The sequence below is a fragment of the Tolypothrix sp. PCC 7601 genome, from assembly GCF_025677855.1.
In the GTDB taxonomy this organism is placed as follows: domain Bacteria; phylum Cyanobacteriota; class Cyanobacteriia; order Cyanobacteriales; family Nostocaceae; genus Aulosira; species Aulosira diplosiphon.
The window spans coordinates 425,819-447,220 of record NZ_CP064879.1 but is presented as its reverse complement, the minus strand read 5'-3'; the positions used below and the strand labels follow the sequence as shown (position 1 = coordinate 447,220).

Annotated in this window: 15 protein-coding genes and 1 pseudogene; 6 read left to right on the top strand and 10 right to left on the bottom strand. The window is 40.7% G+C overall.

Annotated elements, in window-relative coordinates:
- Window positions 1-77: 77 nt before the first annotated feature.
- The gene (locus HG267_RS01670) at window positions 78-1,472 is read right to left on the bottom strand and encodes a serine/threonine protein kinase (RefSeq protein ID WP_052335150.1); all 1,395 of its coding nucleotides are present in this window, start codon (window positions 1,470-1,472) and stop codon (window positions 78-80) included.
- 459 nt (window positions 1,473-1,931) lie between these two features.
- On the opposite strand from HG267_RS01670, the gene HG267_RS01665 reads away from it, so the two are divergent.
- The 3 genes from HG267_RS01665 (at window position 1,932) to HG267_RS01655 (ending at window position 6,080) form a co-directional block, all read left to right on the top strand.
- A complete protein-coding gene (locus HG267_RS01665) occupies window positions 1,932-3,509 on the top strand; it encodes an ammonium transporter (RefSeq protein ID WP_052335149.1) in 1,578 nt (525 codons plus the stop codon).
- Between the two features lie 244 nt (window positions 3,510-3,753).
- Complete coding sequence (locus HG267_RS01660) at window positions 3,754-5,043, top strand: metallophosphoesterase (RefSeq protein ID WP_045869787.1); 1,290 nt, start codon at window positions 3,754-3,756, stop codon at window positions 5,041-5,043.
- Entirely contained in the window at window positions 5,040-6,080 is a 1,041-nt protein-coding gene (locus tag HG267_RS01655) for an NB-ARC domain-containing protein (RefSeq protein WP_081583980.1), read from the top strand. The genes HG267_RS01660 and HG267_RS01655 overlap by 4 nt, the downstream gene beginning before the upstream one ends.
- A 25-nt stretch (window positions 6,081-6,105) precedes the next feature.
- Here the strand turns inward: HG267_RS01655 and HG267_RS01650 are convergent, their stop codons facing one another.
- The gene (locus HG267_RS01650) at window positions 6,106-7,398 is read right to left on the bottom strand and encodes a serine/threonine protein kinase (RefSeq protein ID WP_263420019.1); all 1,293 of its coding nucleotides are present in this window, start codon (window positions 7,396-7,398) and stop codon (window positions 6,106-6,108) included.
- Between the two features lie 713 nt (window positions 7,399-8,111).
- Between HG267_RS01650 and HG267_RS01645 the strand changes: the two genes are divergently transcribed.
- The gene (locus tag HG267_RS01645) at window positions 8,112-9,659 is read left to right on the top strand and encodes an ammonium transporter (protein ID WP_052335147.1); all 1,548 of its coding nucleotides are present in this window, start codon (window positions 8,112-8,114) and stop codon (window positions 9,657-9,659) included.
- A 113-nt stretch (window positions 9,660-9,772) separates the two neighbouring features.
- Here HG267_RS01645 and psb34 read toward each other — a convergent pair whose 3' ends face one another.
- The 5 genes from psb34 to HG267_RS01615 all read right to left on the bottom strand — a co-directional run bounded on the left by psb34 (window position 9,773) and on the right by HG267_RS01615 (window position 13,044).
- On the bottom strand, window positions 9,773-9,943 hold the full coding sequence (gene psb34, locus HG267_RS01640) for a photosystem II assembly protein Psb34 (protein WP_155539156.1): 171 nt from the start codon (window positions 9,941-9,943) through the stop codon (window positions 9,773-9,775).
- 35 nt (window positions 9,944-9,978) lie between these two features.
- The gene (locus HG267_RS01635; RefSeq protein ID WP_263420018.1) at window positions 9,979-10,152 is read right to left on the bottom strand and encodes an alpha/beta hydrolase; all 174 of its coding nucleotides are present in this window, start codon (window positions 10,150-10,152) and stop codon (window positions 9,979-9,981) included.
- 11 nt (window positions 10,153-10,163) lie between these two features.
- Window positions 10,164-12,140, bottom strand: a complete 1,977-nt coding sequence (thiO, locus tag HG267_RS41695; RefSeq protein WP_045869785.1) for a glycine oxidase ThiO — start codon at window positions 12,138-12,140, stop codon at window positions 10,164-10,166.
- A gap of 111 nt (window positions 12,141-12,251) precedes the next feature.
- Entirely contained in the window at window positions 12,252-12,617 is a 366-nt protein-coding gene (locus tag HG267_RS01620; protein WP_045869784.1) for a hypothetical protein, read from the bottom strand.
- Between the two features lie 220 nt (window positions 12,618-12,837).
- Window positions 12,838-13,044, bottom strand: coding sequence for a hypothetical protein (locus HG267_RS01615; RefSeq protein ID WP_096621615.1), 207 nt, complete (start codon window positions 13,042-13,044; stop codon window positions 12,838-12,840).
- A gap of 75 nt (window positions 13,045-13,119) precedes the next feature.
- Between HG267_RS01615 and cimA the strand changes: the two genes are divergently transcribed.
- Window positions 13,120-14,817 (top strand): citramalate synthase, encoded by a 1,698-nt coding sequence (gene cimA, locus HG267_RS01610; protein WP_045869782.1) that lies wholly within the window; start codon window positions 13,120-13,122, stop codon window positions 14,815-14,817.
- Between the two features lie 236 nt (window positions 14,818-15,053).
- Here the strand turns inward: cimA and HG267_RS01605 are convergent, their stop codons facing one another.
- Window positions 15,054-15,287: a hypothetical protein gene (locus HG267_RS01605; RefSeq protein WP_045869781.1), complete on the bottom strand. Its 234-nt coding sequence runs from the start codon at window positions 15,285-15,287 to the stop codon at window positions 15,054-15,056.
- A gap of 161 nt (window positions 15,288-15,448) precedes the next feature.
- On the opposite strand from HG267_RS01605, the gene HG267_RS01600 reads away from it, so the two are divergent.
- A complete protein-coding gene (locus HG267_RS01600) occupies window positions 15,449-17,602 on the top strand; it encodes an NAD(P)/FAD-dependent oxidoreductase (protein WP_045869780.1) in 2,154 nt (717 codons plus the stop codon).
- A 175-nt stretch (window positions 17,603-17,777) separates the two neighbouring features.
- On the opposite strand, the pseudogene HG267_RS01595 reads toward HG267_RS01600, so the two are convergent.
- Window positions 17,778-19,090, bottom strand: a pseudogene (locus HG267_RS01595) (IS701 family transposase).
- 115 nt (window positions 19,091-19,205) lie between these two features.
- Entirely contained in the window at window positions 19,206-20,768 is a 1,563-nt protein-coding gene (locus HG267_RS01590) for a hypothetical protein (protein WP_194007862.1), read from the bottom strand.
- Window positions 20,769-21,402: the final 634 nt, after the last annotated feature.

Here is a 21,402-nt window from a genome sequence, read left to right as displayed (position 1 = left end):
AGTTATAGGATCATTTTTTTACCTTATGTATCTACAATCTACAGGAAAAATATTTATCATCCAAAAAAACATGATTTTTATTGAGCTTGGATGACTCTGATCGTTCCCACATAATCAAAATTCTTTTTCAAAATTTCGGTAATTTTATTTTTGAGGCTGGAACTGATTACATTATTATTTACCAATCTAATATAGATATTTAAGTCGCAATTAAATTGTGTGACTTTTAAATCTTGAATTTGCTGGAATTCTAAATCTTGGCTATTCACGACTTTATAATCTTGCAAAATTTGACGTGCATCCCAAGCCAGGGCGCTATCATCGGTTGTACCAGTTTCCTTACGGATTTTACATTTGGGATTTGATGTAGTTGTGGTTGCAGGTGAAGGCTGATTTCCGGGAGTAGGAGGACGGTACGGTGATTTAATCGCTATATATCCCAGCACGGCAACTGATAAAATTACTATCACACCAACAACTTTTTTAAAGCTTAACCACTGTTTAATATGCTTTTGACGTTCTAAATCTTGTTTGATTTCTTCTAGAATCTGCAAAATCTCTGCTGTATTTTGTGGGCGTTTTTGATAATCTAATTCCATAAGTCTATCAATTAAATCTGCAAAGTTTTTGGATATATGTCTGGCACTATTTCTCCAATGTAATATTCCTACATCATCTCTAGAAAATTTGTGAGGATGGGTGCCAGTTAGTAGATGCACAAATGTCCGACCTAAAGCGTAGAAATCTGATTGTGGTACAGCGTTTCCTGCTTCTTGCTCTGGTGCTTGGTAACCACTGCCAATGATGGTTAAATCTGTGGCTGTAGATGCTTGGCTAATTGTTGTGACACTATCTAAATCAATTAAAATTAGCTCTTCCGGTTGATTTCTCAGCATAATATTTGAGGGCTTAATATCTTGATGATAAAACTGTTGTTGATGCAGTCTGCTGATAATAGTTACCAGTTGTTCTAACCATTGAATGGCTTTCTGCTGCGTTAGAGGTAAATTAGTTTTATTACTCAACCATTCTTGTAAATTTTTACCATCAATTTTTTCCATCACCAAGCCGTATGCTGGTGTTAAATTTTTCGGAAAATCAATATGGAAATATCCACCTTTTTGAACTTTTGGTAGCCCGGGCAACCGATGATTGATTAAAAAATCAGCACCTTTGTTAAAGCGAGTAAGTGCTTCTGAATTATAGCTATATAAAACTTTGATAACTTTTAACTGGTTTTTATTGCTAATATCTACAGCATTATATAGCTGACATTCTTTATTTTTACTTTCCTTCAATACATCAATAATTCGATATTTTTCATTCAGCAATAAAGATGCACCACAAGATTGGCAACGACTCTCATCTTTACTTCTTTGAGGATTTTGGCAGTTTGGGTTGATGCATAAGCAATATTCTTTGTTATTAAAATTCTGCTGTTCTGGGTCGCCAAATGAGTTGAAGCTTGCCATTATGCGGGAAATAAAGTAGTAAAAAAATTAAAAAACTTTATAAACAGATATTTACTATTGAATGTTGACGATGTAAAAGCTTGATAATTTTAATTGAATATATCTTGAATAAAAAAAGTTTTTACTTAATTTAACAATTTGAATTTTTTCAACTTATCAATAAAAATTTTATTTGAGTTTAATTACCGCAGTCTGTAGTTATTGGTAGACAAAGTAGGTAGTAACTTTGTGAAGTTTTATCGATACATAAAATTTGGGTTATTAACTGTAACCTTTAATACAAATATTTGATTAATTTACACACCAATGCTTGACTAATGGGTATTGTAAATTATATATTATCACTCTAATTCGGCAAAATATTGTCGAAATTTTTACATTAAAAGTAATTTCCCAAGCGGTATAAATAATTAACAACTTAAATAATCAAGTTGATCTATCAAACTCTTGTTATTTTCTATGCCTCAACCTGAAAGCCAGAAGGCAAGGCGAAAAAAAAGCTTGCTTTTAAAATATGCCTGTTTACTTGTAGTCAGTGCGATCGCACTGATGTGGATATCTAGTGCTACTGCGGCTACTCCTTTTACAGATAATCCAGCAGTTGCGGAAAATACTCAGTGGGTACTATTAACAGGATGCTTAGTGTTCTTTATGAACGCTGGTTTTGCGATGGTTGAATCTGGTTTTTGTCGCAGTGCTAATGCCATCACTGTGCTAGCTAAAAACCTGATTGTATTTGCCATTGCCACCGTAGCTTATTGGGTTTTAGGTTTTGGGTTCATGTTTGGTGATGGGAATGATTTCATCGGTACCAATGGTTTTTTATTACCACCAGACTTGAGTCCTCTAACAGGAAAAGATTATCAAGGAGTTTTCAACTCCTTAAAATGGGCAGCTATTCCACTAACTGCTAAATTTTTCTTTCAATTAACCTTTGCTGGTACTGCTGCAACCATTGTTTCTGGTGCTGTTGCAGAACGAATTAAGTTCTCAGCATTTATCACTTTCAGTTTTTTACTAGTGTTGACTTATTCCATCACTGGTCACTGGATTTGGGGAGGAGGTTTTCTCTACAAGCTGGGTTTTAGAGATTTTGCTGGTTCCACCGTAGTTCACTCAGTTGGCGGCTGGGCTGCTTTGGTGGGAATTTTATTATTACAGCCACGTTTGGGAAAATATAGAAGATTTAACCCAGATGACAAACGCACTTGGCGAGACACAACCTTTTACGGCAAAAAAATCATTTCTATGCCGGCACATAATCTCAGTAGTGCTACTCTGGGTTGCTTTATTCTGTGGCTGGGGTGGTTTGGTTTTAACACTGGATCAACACTAACAGCTAATTCCCAAGCGATCGCTCATGTGCTGTTGGTAACTCTCATTGGTGGTGCAATGGGTGCGATTGGTGCCACTTTTTGGTCTTGGCAGTTTTATGAGAAACCTAGCCTCTCATTCATGGTGAATGGCATCTTAGCAGGTTGTGTGAGTATCACAGCTCCCTGTGCGTTTGTAAATATTCCCAGTGCGGCTTTTATTGGTTTTTGTGGTGGCGTACTGGTTGTGTATGCAGCAATTTTCTTAAATAAATGCCAAATTGACGATCCAGTAGGTGCTGTTCCCGTTCACCTTGTATGTGGAATTTGGGGAACCTTAGCAGTTGGGCTGTTTAGCCAAGATCCTAGCAGTTACAGTTGGTCTAAACAGTTTTTTGGTCTTGATAAAGGTGGTTTATTCTTTGGTGGTGGGGCAAATCTCTTATTGACTCAAATATTTGGGATTGTAGTAGTTGGTGTGTTTACCTTTTTATTCAGTGCGATCGCCTGGATTGGCATTAGCTATTTGATATATGCTGTCTCTGATACCTCTGGCGCGGATTTTAACGTTTCCAAATCTCTCAGAGTGTTCCCTCAAGAAGAAGTTGTAGGTCTCGATAGTTTATTTGCTGAAGGTAATAATATCAAACGCTTAAAACGAGAATATATCCAGGCTCAGAGGCAAAGACGCTCTTGGGAGCGAAAATATAATATTCGCGAATGATCACTACTGCTAGTGGCAAATCCCACAAATGAGTTAGGACTTACGCAACGCTGATAATGTCATTGCGACCGAAACGAAGTGTAGGGAAGCAATAAGAGCGTCAGGGGAGATTACGTCGCTATCGCTCGTAATGACGGATTTACGTTATTTTTGCGTAAGTCCTGTCAGTGATTGTTTCTAAGTGTAGATTATTATAAATAAGTCATAATTATCATCACATTTAGATTAAATCTTCATCCAACGGATGTACATTCTCCATTTGTCCGATCTGCACTTTGGGACTCTCAATGATGCCAAACTCTGGCAAAGTCAGTTGGCACAGGATCTGCGAGGTCTCAAATGCTTGAGTATTGATGCTTTAATTCTCTCTGGTGATATTGCCAACAAATCTACTCCTGAAGAATATGCATCAGCTAAAAATTTTTTAGATAATTTTTGTGAAGAATTTCCCCTCAAGCGTCAGAATGTTGTGATTGTTCCTGGTAATCACGACCTCAACTGGATTCTCTCGGAAGATGCTTACACACTAGTACGACGCAGGAACTATTCAGGTTCGGTAGATAGTAATCGGATTATTGATCAAGGTGGAGATGCGATCGAAGTTAGAGACGAGGAGCAATACAAACACCGATTTGACTATTTCAGTAAATTCTATGAAGATGTCACAGGAGAACCCTATCCTTTAACGGATGATCTCCAAGGCATACTGTATCCTCTTGCAGAGCAAAAAATACTTTTTTTGGGTCTAAATTCGGCATGGGAATTAGATCATTACTACAAACAGCGAGCCAGTATCAATCCCCATGCTCTAAGTAATGCCCTGAAGAAAATTCGCCAAAATTCAGAATACAACAACTGGCGGAAAATTGCTGTTTGGCATCATCCCCTCAACAGCAATTCAGAAGATCGCATTAAAGATCATGGTTTTATGGAACAGTTAGCAGAAGCTGGGTTCCGTCTTGCTTTACATGGTCACATCCATAAAGCAGACAACATTCTCTACCGTTATGATCGCAGTATTGGAGGCAGAAAAATTGAGGTGATTTCTGCGGGCACTTTTGGCGCACATACCAGAGAATTGGTCACAGGTTATCCCTGGCAATATCAGCTGTTGAAGTTAGAGAACGATAAATTAACGGTTTACACCCGCAAACGCGAAGAAGTCAATGGTGCTTGGAAGCCTGATGGCCGATGGACAACAGGAGATGGAGTTACCACTTTGTCGTTCTATGAAATTGATTTGGGCTCTCAGCAAATACCTAAAAACGAGCAACCCATTTTAGAAACTCAACCAGCTGCTTCTGGAACCTTAACAGACTTACAACGACAACGTTTAGAACAGCGACGAGATAGACTTCAGGAAGAATGGCAGCTAACAATAGACAAGTTGGAGCAATTGCGGAAAAATCATGTAATTCAGGCAGACACAGCTGTTAGATTCCAGTTACAGCAACAAATAAAATCTGAGGAAACTCAAATCTCACAGTTAGAGAAAGAGTTGGACGAAATTGAGGAAAAGCTAAAAAAGTCATAGACCCCCAGTTACCCGATCAACCTGAAACTGGGGGTGAACTACAAGTACAAGATGAGGAAGATATACATTATGTTTCGCATTTCTTTGGACGCACACAAGAACTAAACACTCTCCAGCAATGGATTGTGCAGGATAAATGCCGACTCATAGCATTACTGGGAATGGGTGGTATGGGTAAGACTTCTTTGGCGCTAAAGTTAAAAGAACATATTCATGACAATTTTGAGTATGTCATCAGGCGATCGCTAAAAAATGCCCCACCGCTTTCAGAACTTCTGGGATCTTTGCTTAAGATACTCTCGAAGGATGAAAATATAGATATACCAGACAACATCAATATCCGAATAGCCAGACTGATAAATTATTTATCTAGTCATCGCTATTTGTTGTTGCTAGATGATGGAGAGGAAATTTTGCAACCTAGGGAATTAATAGGGCAATATCGGCAAGGATTTGAGGATTATGAGAAGCTATTTAGACAAGTGGGAGAAAGACCTCATCAAAGCTGTTTGTTACTCATCAGTCGTGAAAAGCCTAAAATTATACAATCTTTGGAAGATAATACAAGGTGTGTTAAATCCTTTCAAATACAGGGTTTAGATGAGGAAGCGGCTAAAGAAATTTTTAAAATGAAAGGCTTTTCTGGTTCCGAATCCCGATTGACTGAATTAATTAAACTTTACCAAAGTAATCCTTTCAAACTGAATATAGTTGCTAGAACGATTCAGGAATTATTTGGTGGTAGTGTTACTAATTTTCTAGACCAAGCAACATTAGATTTTAATGATATCTATAATCTTATAGACACTCAATTTCAACGTTTATCAGATTTAGAAAAAGAGATAATGTATAGTCTAGCCTCTGCTGGTCAGCCACTTTTATTAACCGAGTTGCGACAGCAGATTAACAAAAAAGGAATTACAGACGCAATGAAATCTTTGACTGGGCGTGGGTTAGTTGAAAAGACTGAAGGTGAAACACATTTCACTCTTCAGAGAATTGTGATGAAGTACGTTAACAGAAAACTCAGCAGGTAAGTTCAGAAATACAGAAATTCTTCTTTTATTCCATCTGTTCAACTCTGATATTACCAACATAATCAAAGCGGTTCTTAATCATATCCGCAATTGTATTTTTTAGAGTAGAACTGGGTAGACTCTTGTCAGACAAACGTATATATATATTTAAGTCGCAATAATTGAACTGTCTCACATAGAATTGCTGAATCTTACGGATTTCTTCATCTTTGCTGACTGCCCTTTTATCTTGCAAAATTTCAACTACATCCTTGGCTAGTGCGCTATCATGTGGTACCCCTGTTTCCTGACGTATTTTACATTTTGTATTGAATGTAGGCGTTGCTATAGGAGTTTTGGTGGGAGTTGTTGTGGGGGTTAGTGTCTGTATAGAAGGAGTTGGAGCTATTATAGGAGAAACTTCTGGATTAATACTTTTGTAGACTAGAAATGTAAATAATAAAAGCACCACCACCCCAGAAACTTTCTTAAAGGTTAGCAATTGTTTAATTTGTTGTTGAAGTTCTAAATTGCGCTCGATTTGTTCTAAGCGTTGTAAAATTTCTGCTGTATTTTTAGGACGATTATTAGGAGACCAATCCATTAAACTATCGATTAAGTCCGCAAAAGGTTTTGATAATTTTGGCGCAATAGAACGCCAAAGCAATGTTCCATTACGGTTTTGCTCTAATCTATTTGGAGCTTTACCAGTTAACAAATGCACAAATGTCCGCCCCAATGCATAAAAATCAGATTGTGGTATAGCTCTACCTACTCGTTGTTCTGGAGCCATGTAACCATCAGTACCAATTGTAGTGATAGTTTTTCCATCCAAAACAGCTTTAGTAATAGCCCTAACAGCATCAAGGTCAATTAATACTAATTCTTCATTGATATTTTTCACCATAATGTTTGATGGTTTAATATCACGATGAAAAAAGCTTTTTTCATGGAGGTCGCGTAAAATTATTGTCAGTTGTTTCAACCAATTAATTGCTTGTTTTTCAGTTATAGGTAGATGATTTCGATTTTCCAAAAATTGCTCTAAATTCATGCCATCAATCTTCTCCATGACCAAACAATAAGCTAGTGTTTGATTTTTGGGAAACTCAATATGGAAATATCCATCTTTATCTACCTTAGGAATTCCTGAAACCCAGTGATTTATTAAAACATCTGCACCTCTGTTAAATCGGGAGATTACTTCCTCATTATCTGTGTATAAAACTTTAATAACTTTAAGCTTATTGTCATTGTTAATATCGACCGCATCATAAAGCTTACATTCTCTATTTCTGGGTTGAATTAATTTATCGATTACCCGATATCGTCTCTTCAAAAGCAAATCAGAACCACAAGCTTGGCAAGGATGTTCTTTGAAAGGTCTTTTGGGCGATGGGCAATTGAGGTTGATACATAAACAGTGTTGGGGCTCTGGGTAGTCTAATGGGTGAACGCTTTCCATTACTTTGTGAGGGAATTAATTAAGATGAGTTAGTAAAAAAAGTTGCAGATAATTGTGTCAGCACAAATAATCATCACTGGTTTGCAGTGCGCTATCTTGGAAGACAACGCACTACGAGCTAAATACAGAGATTTTACTTTTGGTTACATAGTTTAATTTTTTCTTGCTGACTTACTTAGCTTTTTTATTTTTCTAGTGATTCACTGAAAAATCTCCTACTCAAGACTGAAGATGTCCAGAATTTCAGAGAATTTCTACCCGGGTTAATAGCCGAATTGCAACAGAATGCAGCTACTGACTAATAAGATTGATTTCCCACGGGTACAGCAAGCTAGTAGTGATTTTGTGAAGTTTTATCAGTCCGCTAATAGTGCGAGATTCAATGTAGTTTAAAATACATCTACAAAAAAATAAGCACGTCAAAATATTTACTACTATGTATTTTTGATTATATATTATTGCTCAATCATCACTCAAAACTGGGAAAACATTGTTAAATGTTTTACTTTTAAAATCTCTCTAATACTAGTATAAATAAGTTATACATAAACCCGTGCAGTTTCCTCATTAAAATACTCTGTGTATCTATGCCTCAGCCAGAAAGCCAGAACGCAATACAAAAAAAAAGTCGGCTTTTAAAGTATGCTTACGTACCTGTATTAACTCTCATCATTTTAATGTGCATTTCTAATGCTACTACTGCTCAAACTTCTACACCAGCTAGTCCGACAGTATCTGAAAATACTCAGTGGGTATTATTTACGGGGTGCTTAGTGTTCTTTATGAATGCAGGCTTTGCTATGTTAGAGTCTGGCTTTTGCCGTAGTGCCAATGCCATCACAGTCTTAGCCAAAAACCTGATCGTGTTTGGCATTGCGACCTTAGCCTTTTGGATTTTAGGTTTCGCTTTTATGTTTGGTGATGGGAGTGATTTTATCGGCACTAGTGGTTTTTTTTTAGAGGGTTCAGGCTTCAAGTCATTACAATGGGCAAATATCCCGCTTCCTGCTAAATTTTTCTTTCAGTTAACTTTTGCTGGTACTGCTGCAACTATTGTTTCTGGCGCTGTTGCTGAAAGAATTAAGTTCGCTGCATTTATGGCTTTTAGTTTTTTCTTGGTGTTGAGTTATGCCATCACCGGTCACTGGATTTGGGGAGGAGGTTTTCTTGACAACTTAGGGTTTAGGGATTTTGCAGGCTCAACAGTTGTTCACTCAGTTGGTGGTTGGAGCGCCTTGATGGGATCTGTATTATTAAAGCCACGTTTGGGGAAATATCGGAAGTTGAAACCAAATGAAAAGCGCTCTAAAAAAGATACAAGCTTTTATGGCAAAAAAATTATTTCCATGCCTGCACATAACCTGAGTATTGCTACTCTGGGTTGTTTTATTTTGTGGCTGGGTTGGTATGGTTTTAACGCAGGTTCAACCCTAACAGCCAATTCCGAAGCCATAGCTCATATTCTTTTGGTAACACTCATGGCAGGTGCAACTGGTGGAATTGGTGCTACTTTTTGCGCTTGGCAAGTTTACGAAAAACCTAGTATTTCATTCATGGTGAATGGTATCTTGGCTGGTTGTGTGAGTATTACTGCTGCTTGTGCTTTCGTGAACATCACCAGCGCCGCTGTGATCGGTTTTGTGGGTGGGGCACTAGTTGTTTATGCAACAATTTTATTAGACAAGTTCCAGATTGATGATCCCGTAGGTGCTGTTCCTGTTCATCTGTTTTGTGGAGTCTGGGGAACACTGGCGGTCGGTTTGTTTAGTCGAAACCCAGACAAGTACCTTTGGTCTAAAGAGTATTTTCGTCTTGATCAAGGCGGTTTATTGTTTGGTGGTGGGATAAATCTGTTATTTGCTCAATTAATTGGTATTTTACTCGTGGGTGCTTTTACCGTTGTATTTAGCGCGATCGCCTGGATTGGTATCAGTTATTTCATATATAAGATTTCTGATACTTCTAACTCGGATTTTAAGGTTTTCAAATCTCTGCGAGTTTTACCACAAGAGGAAGTTATCGGTCTAGATAGTTTGTTTGCTGAGGGTAATGATATCCAACAGATGAAGCGAGAATACATTGAAACTCAGAGGCATAAACGTTTTTTGCAGCGCAAGTACAGTATTCGTCGGTAAAAAACTATTGATTTTTATCAATGGAACAAAGACAAAATCAGGTTCCTAGTGAATAGGTAACCTGATACAACAAAAAATTAACTTTTATTAAAATTCTTTGCGTTCAAATGGAGCTACGAAACAGAGAAGGCGACAAAAATTAAGCCACCGACCAATAAAACAGCAGCGATACCTAGAAAAAGGTAGTTTCGCTTTTGCCCTGCATTGGGAGGTTCTGCTGCATAAACCTTTGGTTCACGAGCAAAATTATTAAGAAGACCGCCTTCTTCAGTTGTATAGGGCATGAACTAATTCCTTGTTCTTAGCGTTTGTTTAATTGTTACATAAACTTTATATTACGCCATTTGGCATTTGGTGTTTGGTGTTTGGTAATTGGTAATCGGTAATTGGTAATGGGTAATGGGTAATTGGAATTTACTGTCCCCCTTGTCCCCAGTCCCCAGTCCCCAGTCCCCAGTCCCCAGTCCCCAGTCCCCAATGCCCCATGCCCCATGCCCCCAATCCCTAACTAATCGTCCCCGTGAGTGGTGAACTAGCGCTGGCGTAATCTTTGATGGGCATTCTACCAGCTAGATAGGCAAGACGACCGGCGACTGCGGCGAGATTCATTGCCTTAGCCATTGCAGCTGGATTTTTCGCAAGTGCGATCGCGCTATTAATTAATAAGGCATCTGCACCTAATTCCATTGCCTGTGCTGCTTCTGAGGGTGCCCCTATACCAGCATCTACTACTACAGGTATGCGAGCGTTTTCAATGATGATTTGAATATTGGCGGTTGTTTTCAATCCTTGTCCCGAACCAATGGGTGATGCTAAAGGCATGACTGTAGCACAACCGACTTCTTCTAAGCGCTTGGCTAACATCGGGTCAGCGTTGATGTAAGGTAGTACAGCAAAGCCTTCTTTAACTAATTGTTCTGCAGCTTGCAATGTGCCGATAGGATCGGGAAGCAAATATTTCGGATCGGGGATCACTTCTAGTTTGACGAAATTATTATCTTCCTGTCCTAATAGTTTCGCCATTTCGCGCCCTAAACGCGCCACCCGAATCGCCTCTTCTGCGGTTTGACAACCTGCGGTATTGGGTAACATCCAAATTTTTTGCCAATCGAGTGCTTCGGCTAAACCTTCATGTCCTGGTGCTTTGGTTTGTACGCGCCGCACAGCGACAGTCACAATTTGGCATTCACTAGCAGCGATACTTTGCTGCATTTCTTCAATGCTGCGGTACTTCCCTGTACCAGTCATGAGGCGAGATTTGAAGGTTTTACCAGCAATCTTCAGTGGTGAGTCTAGATTAGTTAATGCTGAGTTATCTAAAGCAACAATGGCATGATGCCCATTGGAGAAATTAGCCGAGTGAGTGAGCATGGATGTGGAGGTAGATGTTTGAGTGAGAAAACGCGAATAGTTAAAATGAGATAGTAAAGAATCGGATTTTTGTTCTGAGATCAAATCGGCAATTAAAGCTGCGGTGATTGGTGCTAGCAAAATGCCATTGCGATAATGACCAATCGCCAAGGTTAAATTTTTACAGGGGCTAGTTCCCAAAACGGGTAATTCATCTGGAGTAGCGGGGCGAAATCCCCACCAAATTTCTTCGATGGGATAATCCTGTAATTGCGGATACAGGCGAGTAGCTTGTTGGAGTAATTTTTGAATCCCTGCGGGGGTGTTATGGGGAGTAAAACCTACATCTTCGCTAGTCGCGCCAATAATAATTGTGCGGTTCCTTCTCGGAACTATGTAAGTATTTTCACCAAATAAAATCCGTTTTAAAGGTAATTCTGGCACAGTATCCGGCACCCGCACTCTGGCCATTTGCCCTTTAACTGGGCGTACAGGTAGCGGCAATAATTCATTTGCCCAAGCACCTGTAGCTAATACATAATGGGTAGCGCGCATGACTCCAGCGCTAGTTTGCACGCCTAAGACTTTGCCTTGCTGCTGTAACAATCCTTCAACGGTGACCCCATCTTTGAGTTCCACGCCTAAAGATTCAGCTGCAGCCCACAAAACCCTTGCTAAGGCGCGATTGTCAACTTGAGCATCCTCAGGATACCACCAACCACCGACTACTTCTGATGACAATCCGGGCTGATACTGCCCAATTGCAGTTTTATCCAACCAGTAAGCAGGTGATTCCCGCGCCGAAGCTACAGTTGATTTAATGCCTGCCCCGCTCTCTTCATAAACGGGTGCTAAAATTCCACAAGGCCAATAAAGTGTGGATAAGCCAGTTAATTCTTCAAGTTTACGCGTCCAGTCTGAATATAAAGCCCGCGATCGCCAGCATAAATCATACATGGCTGGATCTGAGATGTTTTCCGCATCTGGTGCTAACATCCCAGCCGCCGCATGGCTAGCGGCGGCGTTAAAATCACGGCAAAGCACGGTGACATTTGCCCCGCGCAGTTTCAGTTCCACGGCGATCGCCAAGCCAATAACGCCACCGCCAATAATTAAAATGTCACTAGTCATTAGTCATTAGTCATACATTATTAGCCATTTATTATTAGTACATAACTAATAACTCATAACTAATAACTCATCACTTATAACTTATAACTCGCAACCAATAACTAGCAACCTCTACCACAATGCCCGAATAGGTTGGGAGTTTTCATTTTCACTGGTAGATTGGCTGTCTGTCGATTGGGTGTCTGTTGATTGCGCTTCTGTAGTATTTGTGTCTGAAGAACTTTCTGTCTCTGAGTTTGATTCCTCAGTCGAGTTATTATTTTGGGCAACGCTGCGTTGGCTTTCTGTAGTTGAACCGTTATTTCTGCCCGCAGCTGTGCTATTAACATTAATATTAGCTGGAAGGACTTTTGAGGTTTTACCACCTGGTGGAACGCTAGCGCTTTGTCCGCCCATCGGAAAGTTGATGCCTAGCAATGTACCCAACAATATCGCCAAGCCTCCAGCCATCAGAATTAACGGTGTCCATCTACCCATCTTGTTTTGCTCCTTGTTAACCTTTTGTTGTCCACGAGATTTGAGAAATTACCAAAATCTATCAAATTTTGTTTCTCTGTGATTGATTGCCATAAAACCTCAGTCAGTATGTCAGGCGAAACGCAGGTGTGTTGTAGGAGAATGGGGAGGAAGCGAACACTGCGTTTAATCGCGCCGATTCGCTGCTGATACTTCGCCTTCTACCTTAACTTTACAGCTACTACATCTGCCACAATTCGGTGAGAGCTGATTCGCTAAACACCGCCATTGTAGAGGTCAATACCATATTGCAGCAAAGTTTGTCGTTATTTGGTTCGGCAATGGACACTATTTTACCAAGGCCTGCCAGTAAACCTTGGGGCCAAATCACCTGGTTTGGCGATCGCATACACTCATAACTTTGATTTTGAGTTATTAGTTTGGGCATTGTTGAATTACCAAACTGGCTTTTTGTTGTATATTGGCACATCGCTTTAAAAGTTGTCTCAAATGTTCCAGTTTTATGACCAAAAATCCCTCACCCCAAATTTGGCTTTATGACACGACGCTACGGGATGGTACTCAGCGTGAAGGGCTGTCTGTGTCTATAGAAGACAAGTTACGCATCGCCAAAAGATTAGATCAATTGGGGATTCCCTTTATTGAAGGTGGTTGGCCTGGTGCCAATCCTAAGGATGTACAATTCTTCTGGCAACTTCAAGAAGATCCGCTCAAACAATCAGAAATTGTGGCATTTTGTTCCACACGCCGCCCCAACACCACTGCTGCTTCTGAACCGATGCTACAAGCGATTCTGGCGGCTGGTACTCGCTGGGTGACAATTTTTGGTAAGTCTTGGGATTTACATGTCACAGCCGGGCTGAAAACCAGTTTAGAAGAAAATTTGGCGATGATCCGCGATACGATTGAGTACCTTCGCAGCCAAGGGCGACGCGTGATCTATGATGCCGAACATTGGTTTGATGGCTACAAGCACAACCCTGATTATGCCTTACAGACATTAGAGACTGCGATCGCATCTGGTGCAGAATGGCTAGTCCTCTGCGATACCAATGGCGGGGCTTTACCCCATGAAGTTAGTCAAATTGTCCAAGCAGTCAATAGTCATTTGTCATTTGTCCTTAGTCAACAACCAATGACAAATGACAAAGGACAAAGGACAATCCCCCAAATTGGCATTCACACTCATAATGATTCTGATATGGCTGTGGCTAATGCTTTAGCTGCTATCATGGCTGGGGCGACAATGGTACAAGGTACAATCAATGGTTATGGTGAACGTTGTGGTAATGCAAATCTTTGTTCTTTAATTCCCAATTTACAGTTGAAGTTAGGTTATAGCTGTATCGGTGAAGACGAGCTAACACAACTTACAGAAGCCAGTCGCTTTGTCAGCGAGGTGGTAAATCTGGCTCCTGATGAACACGCGCCGTTTGTCGGTCGGTCAGCATTTGCTCACAAAGGCGGTATTCATGTATCCGCAGTGGAACGCAATCCCCTAACTTACGAACACATTCAGCCAGAACAAGTAGGGAACCGTCGCCGCATTGTCATTTCCGAACAATCTGGACTGAGTAATGTGTTAGCCAAAGCCAGAACTTTTGGCATTGAATTAGATCCCCAACAACCAGAAGCACGGCAAATTCTCCAAAAAATGAAGGATTTGGAGAGTGAAGGCTATCAATTTGAAGCTGCAGAGGCGAGTTTCGCCCTGTTGATGCACGAAGCTTTAGGTAATCGTCCCCAGTTTTTTGAAGTTAAGGGTTTTCAAGTCCACTGTGACTTAATTGAAGGTAAGGCCAGCAGCAGCGCCCTAGCGACAATCAAAGTAGCTGTTAATGGTAAAAATATTTTAGAGGCCGCTGAAGGTAATGGCCCGGTAGCAGCTTTAGATGCGGCTTTACGCAAAGCGCTGTTAAACTTTTATCCCCAAATCGCTGCTTTTGAGTTGACAGATTACAAAGTCCGTATTCTCAATGGACACACAGGTACAGCAGCAAAAACACGGGCATTAGTAGAATCAGGTAACGGTCATCAACGCTGGACAACAGTAGGGGTTTCGCCAAATATTTTAGAAGCTTCCTATCAAGCTGTGGTCGAAGGATTAGAGTATGGTTTATTACTCCACTCTCAAGCCGAAGTTCAGTTTCCTGCTATCCAAAAGCCCAAAATCGAAAATACAAAAATTGCGGAATCGTGAATTGTGCATTCACAGCACATCTATGATTTTTTGCGATGGTAGTCAACAGTCCAAAGTAGAACGTCCTACAACATTTTGACCCTTGACCCTTGACCCTTGACCCTTGACCCTTGACCCTTGACCCTTGACCCTTGAAATAATGCCCAGCCTAATTGCCAATCTCTCACTGCACATCAATTTACTTCCCACACCAAAAAATGCGATTGGCAATCTGGGCAAACATCTATCAGCTTCCACTACGAGAAACTTTCCCAAGCTTGAGCAACTAACTTGCTCAACCAGCGCCGTTGCTGTTTATCAAGCATTTGATCGTCAGCTAAAACTTGGGCAGTTAACTCTTCCAAAGATTGCCCCTGCGCCCGCACAATTTTAATAACTCCAGCGATCGCAGATGCAACCAATTCTTCATCAACAGGTATTTGTTGCAGGGCAACAATGTCTTGGGGGCTGTCTGGGATGGGATAATTCATGGCGTGGGTTTACAGAAATTTAGATTGAACTAGATGTTTGACAAATTATTAAAATCTCTTCATCAAATCTTTAAGCAACCGATAGGGCGGAGTTTATCGTATTTCATGCCTTCTTGAAATCTGTCTTAGTGAGTAGATTTAGCGGAGATGTCAGAAAAAAAATGAAAGAAATCCTTTATTTAGAAGTTCCGACACCAGATACGGCCTCTGTACGCAGTTGGCTGCAAGCAGATTTTCGACCTGACAATGGTGAAAAAATAAATACTCCAGATGGGTTGCGTCTGAGAGTATCTGCTGACACTACAACGGCTACAGCACCGATTTCCGAAAATTTGCCAACGGAACTTTCTATATTTGTTTGGTCGGTACAGCGAACTACATATCTAAAAGTTTTCCGTTGGGCAGATCGACCTTTTCCTCAAGAAAGGCAAATTCTACACCGCCTGATTACTGACATCAGAAGCCGCTTTCCTCATAATTACCCAGAACCCCCAGTCATTGATTTATCCCAACAATCTATATTTGACGCATTACAACCTGATTACCCCCTCACCGTCAAGTATTTTCAGAAAATGCCCAATGGGGAATATGACCTCACACGCGCTTACTGGTGGGAACAAAGATGGCGCGAAGGGGTAAGGAATCCCCAGCAACCGCGACAGGTGGTGTTTTCGCATCAAGGGGGACTGGGGACTGGGAATCAGGGATTGGGAAAAACATCTCCCTCATCCCCCTCATCTCCCTCATCTCCCTCATCCCCTACCTACGACATCATCTACATCGGTGGCGCATTAGGTGCTATCCATGCGGCAGTGATGGCGAAATTGGGATATAAAGTTTTACTGATAGAGCGAATGCCCTTTGGGCGGATGAATCGAGAATGGAATATTTCGCGTGATGAATTGCAAAGCTTGATTAATTTAGGTTTGGTAACTCATACCGAGCTAGAAACCGTCATTGCTCGTGAGTATAAAGACGGGTTCAATAAATTTTTTGATGGCAACAATCCCCCAAAATTGCGATCGCCTGTTTTGCATACTCCCACCGTGCTAAATATTGCCCTGGACTCTGATAAATGGCTGCAAATGTGCGGTCAAAAGCTCCGTGCCGCAGGCGGTGAAATCTGGGATGAAACAGAATTTTTACGTGCTGATATTTATAAAACACAAGTTCTGCTTAATGTCAAGCATTTACCTAGTCAAGCCGAACAGCAAGTAACTGGACGGTTGCTAGTGGATGCGATGGGTACAGCTTCCCCTATTGCTTGGCAATTAAATGGCGGTCGGGCTTTTGACAGTGTTTGCCCTACGGTGGGGGCAGTAATTGATAAGGGATTTGAGCCACAAGTTTGGGATTCGCAGTACGGAGATGTTCTCTACAGCCACGGAGATATATCTCGCGGTAGACAATTAATTTGGGAATTATTTCCGGGAATTGGGGAAGAATTGACAATTTATTTGTTTCATTACCACGAAGTCAACCCCAAAAATCCCGGTTCCTTATTAGAAATGTACGAGGACTTTTTCGCGATTCTGCCGGAATATCGGCGTTGTGATGTAGACAAACTGGTGTGGAAAAAACCCACCTTTGGCTATATACCAGGGCATTTTAGTGTGGGAAGTAGCGATCGCACAGTTGCCTTTGATAGATTAATTGCGATCGGTGATGCTGCATCACTCCAGTCGCCTCTTGTATTTACTGGCTTTGGTTCTTTAGTACGTAACTTAGAACGTCTCACAAAACTTTTAGATATCGCCCTCAAGCATAATCTGCTAAGTTTCCGCCATTTAAACCGAATCCGCGCCTACCAAAGTAACGTTTCGGTAACTTGGCTATTTTCTAAGGGCATGATGGTACCAACTGGTAAATTCTTACCACCCCAAAGAATTAACTCTATGCTGAATACCTTCTTTGGGCTGTTGGCAGATGAACCCCTAGATGTTGCGGATAATTTCATTAAAGACCGATGTGATTGGTTCACCTTTAACCGCCTTGCCATCAAAGCAGCCCGCAAAAATCCAGCCCTGCTATTGTGGATTTGGGAACTAGCAGGGCCAAGAGATTTGCTGCGATGGCTGGGCAATTATTTTAACTTTGGTAGTTATGCCCTAGTTAGTGCTTTATTGAATGGTTGGTTTGCCAGCTTCCTCAATAAAATAGGCCCTTGGCTAGAACCCCGCTATCCGGCGTTGTGGCTGCGACTACTAGCTATTAACTACGCTATCATCACAGGCAAACCGCGATCGCCAAATCAAGTGGCGAAAGTTCAACAAGAAGACTCAATTCAAAATTCAGAAGCACAAATTCTCAATTAGATTGGGGCATGGGGCATGGGGCATGGGGCATAAAATATATAATTTACCTTTGACCCTTGACCCTTGAAAGCCAGTTGCTACCCTGCGGGTTCCGCGTTAGCGGTACAAGTCGGGGAACCCACCCAACGCACTGGCCCCTTTTGACTCCAGATGCGATTAACCCTCTTTTGTCACTCTAGGCAGAGGAAAAGTAGAAATCAGGGTGAATCAGGGATATAAAAATTGAACTGGTGAGGCTATAAATAATAGATTGAAGTTTAAAAAAACCCAAAGCTAATTGAGGAATAGGAAAAACCGTTAACCAGGGATATATCAGATTAAATAAAGTAAAAGGTTGAATAATCAAACGAAGATTGTTAAGAATGTTCTTCCAGCCATTTCCATTATCCCACCAAGGATGTGAAACAAATTTTGACTCTCGTTGTGATGGAGACTGAAACAGTTGCTCCGAATGCAGACTAACCATTAAATAAGCACTGCAAATAATTTCCCACCATCGCTCAATATCTGGGTAGTGAGTCAGGCGAAAATCTGACCAACCTAATTCATTCTTACTTTGTTTTAACCCGTACTCGACCCAAGTTCTTAAACCGTAAAAATTTCCAACTTCTCTTGGCGTAATGTCTGGATATTTACTCATCACATACCAAGTAGTGTTATCAGGCAAATTTTCTGGATCTGTAGTAATTTGCCAATATCTAAGTTCTCCACGTTTTCCCGGAATAATTTCTCTAATAAATCGATTTTCCCGACTCAAGTCAGAGAATACCCTTTGAAACTTCTGCCACTTTAAATATTGAATATGTTGTCGTGGAAGTATTTCTACATAATGATTTGACCGAATCGCTACTATATAGTTCAAGTTTAGTTCATCTAATACAGATATGAAATTCTTACCACTCTCTCCATATAAGCTATCTGCAAGTACTAAGTTGAATTTAAAACCCATTGATTGTAGCTTTTTTATCAGTATTGCTGCTATTTCTGGTTTAGTGCGGTACTTATCTCCTGCCTGTAATCTTTCCCTGGGTTTATACACTTCAAACAGTAATGGAAATGTCATCCCACAGAAAACACCATATACTGTCACTGCCACAATTCCATTATCTGTTTTTCCCAAATTTCCTATATACTGCCGTTTCACATAATCTGTCTTGCTCCCTTTCTTTTTTATCCCCTGTCTCATCAATAATTAAAATGATTGGTCTACCTTTTTAGCACTTGTAAAATTAACTCTAACCTTAAGGTTCTTAACTTTTCTATATCCCAAGGTGATGTAGTTAGAAAATGATGCAACCCTTGCTGGTTATCTAATCCTACGATTTTTGCTATTTCTGGCAATGTTTTACGTTTTAGATCAGAAATGCAGCCTACATGGAGATATTTAAAAGCCTCGAAACTCCTAACATCTGGAAACAGACTTTTATACCACTGGCAATATTCGTCCACAAATTTGACTGTTGGTGCGGCTGGACGGGGCTGTACCATGCTCTGTGTCTTGGTTCTAGCATTTTTACCTTATTATACTACTGCCAGAGTGACAAAACAGGGTTAATCGCGTCTCTCCAACTTTTGACTTTTGACTTTTGACTTTTGACTTTAATTATTGCCGCTTCTGCCGAAAATTCGGTAACTCTACAGATGCCAAAGATTTACGTCCTTTGGGTGGACGTTGGGGATAAACCACTGGTGAGGGTGATGGATTGTCGTTAGCAGCGTCGCCTGATGCATTTTGATTGGCATTGGGGACATCTACTTGATTTATTTGGGGAATTTCTGCCCAATAGTCATCATTTTCTGGTGCCACTGTTGTGTTAGCAACAGGTTGAGTATTGGATTTTGCAGCCTTTTTCGCTGATGAAGAGATGTTATTTCCTTCTGTATTCTTAGAAGTTTTTGGAGTTGGTTTGCTTTCGCCTACAGCATTTGTTTCTTCTTCATCTGTAACTGTTTTAGCTACGGTTTCCCAAATAGTTACATCCTTAGCTGGCTGACTCTCTACAGTGATTTCAACAGTAGAATTTGGCGGTGTTGATGTAGGTTGAGCCGCAAAAAACATTTGGATGAGACTATCTAACTCATCAATGCTTGATGAACCGAGAGGTGAGATTGGTTGTGGTGGAGTCGAAGAATTTTCAGTGCTAGGCGATGAACTGACAAAGGGCGTTGATTCTGAAGCAGCCTCTGATTTAGCTGTAGTTGAAGTGTTTTCTCTGTTTGACCAATCCCAAGGCGAAGATGGAGTTACGCTTGGTTCATCTGTGGGATGTGAAGCTGCTGAAGATTCTTGAGAAGAATCATCTAAAGATTCCGATTCTGCTGACCAGGGCTTAATTGGCTGGGCATTGGGAAATAAAGACCGGGCTTTTTTCGTAAACCTTGACTGTCTATTAGTATTACGGGGACGATTTGTAGTATCTTCGGAGGACTCATCACCAGTCACAGGCGGCTCTAAACATTTTTCTAGAGCTGCTTTAAATTGTAGGGTTTGGCGTTGTTGCCGCATTAGCCGAGTCCGCAACTCTCGGCAAGTGTTTTCTGATTGCAATAACTGCTGAGACTGTTCGCTATAGTTAGTTTGCAAAAGCGAACATTCACGTTCTAACTGCGCTAAACGTTGTTGACTAATCTGTAACTGCGCTTTATAAGTTTCGATGAAAATTTCTTGACGCTGAACACCTTGAACAGCTGTTTCTAATTCCTCGAATAAAGATTTTATTTGTTCTTGAGCGGCATTGAGTTCCTGAGTTTGTTGGTTGAGCATGGACTCAGTGACACCAAAGCGTTTTTTCTGCCACTGTATAGCCTTTTGAGCATCAGTTAATTCATCTTTCAGGTGTTCTACCTGCTCATACAAATCATCATTAGCGGAACGCAATTCTTGATTCAATGCCAGCAATTTCTGGAATTCTGCGTTTACCAAAAGTTGTTGTTGAATATCTGGTTCGGCAACCCAGTCTTGCTTGGTTGCATCTACTGGTAAATCTGGGGCTTGAGTCTCAGGCTGCTCGTCTTTTGCTGGCTGGAGAAGTAGCGGCTGTTGTTTTATATTCTCACTAGGCACAACAGCATAGAAAGGACAACTCGCCTCCTCCGTTTGTGGCGAATTAGCAGAATTTAAGGATTCAATAAAAGCCCCATTATTTGAGGTTTCAGCTTCATTCATTACTATTGACCCACCTGCTTAAAAATGTTCAGCAGTGCTGGCGTTAGCATTGCTTATCGATTGTGTCTGACGGGGTTGACGCAATTAGCGAGGGAAAACCTGAGAAGCCCCTAATCGTAGATGTGGAAAGAGTGATAGAGACCAAGTCTAACTCTCGTCCAGCATAAGTAATTAACTCACTAAATTCAGTGTTCCCCATTTTGCATCTAGAACTGATGACGTTATAACATTACAAGGTTATTCACCGCCAACATAAGGATGTCGGGAGAATCTGGTTTAGATGCGGATAGTAGATGTGATTTTGCTTGATGTTCAACAATAGTTATTAGCTAATAACTCACTGGCACGAATTTATGCACTAAGAAAGCCTTAGTGCTGTATTTAATTTAGCAAACAGCCTACCCCCAAGCGCAACTAACACTTGTTCGGTTAAAGACTGAAGAAGAAGAGACAGGGGGCTGAGGCGCAAGAAGCAGGGGGCTGGGGGAATTTACAAAGATTGCAAGCTCTTAAAGTGTGTTTTTAAACTATCACGACAAAATAATGTAGGCGATCGCAGTTTCAGTAGCAATACTGCTCTGTTAAGGATTTTCAAGTTGGAATTTGGTTTGGGGAAAAGGAGAAAGGGTAAGGG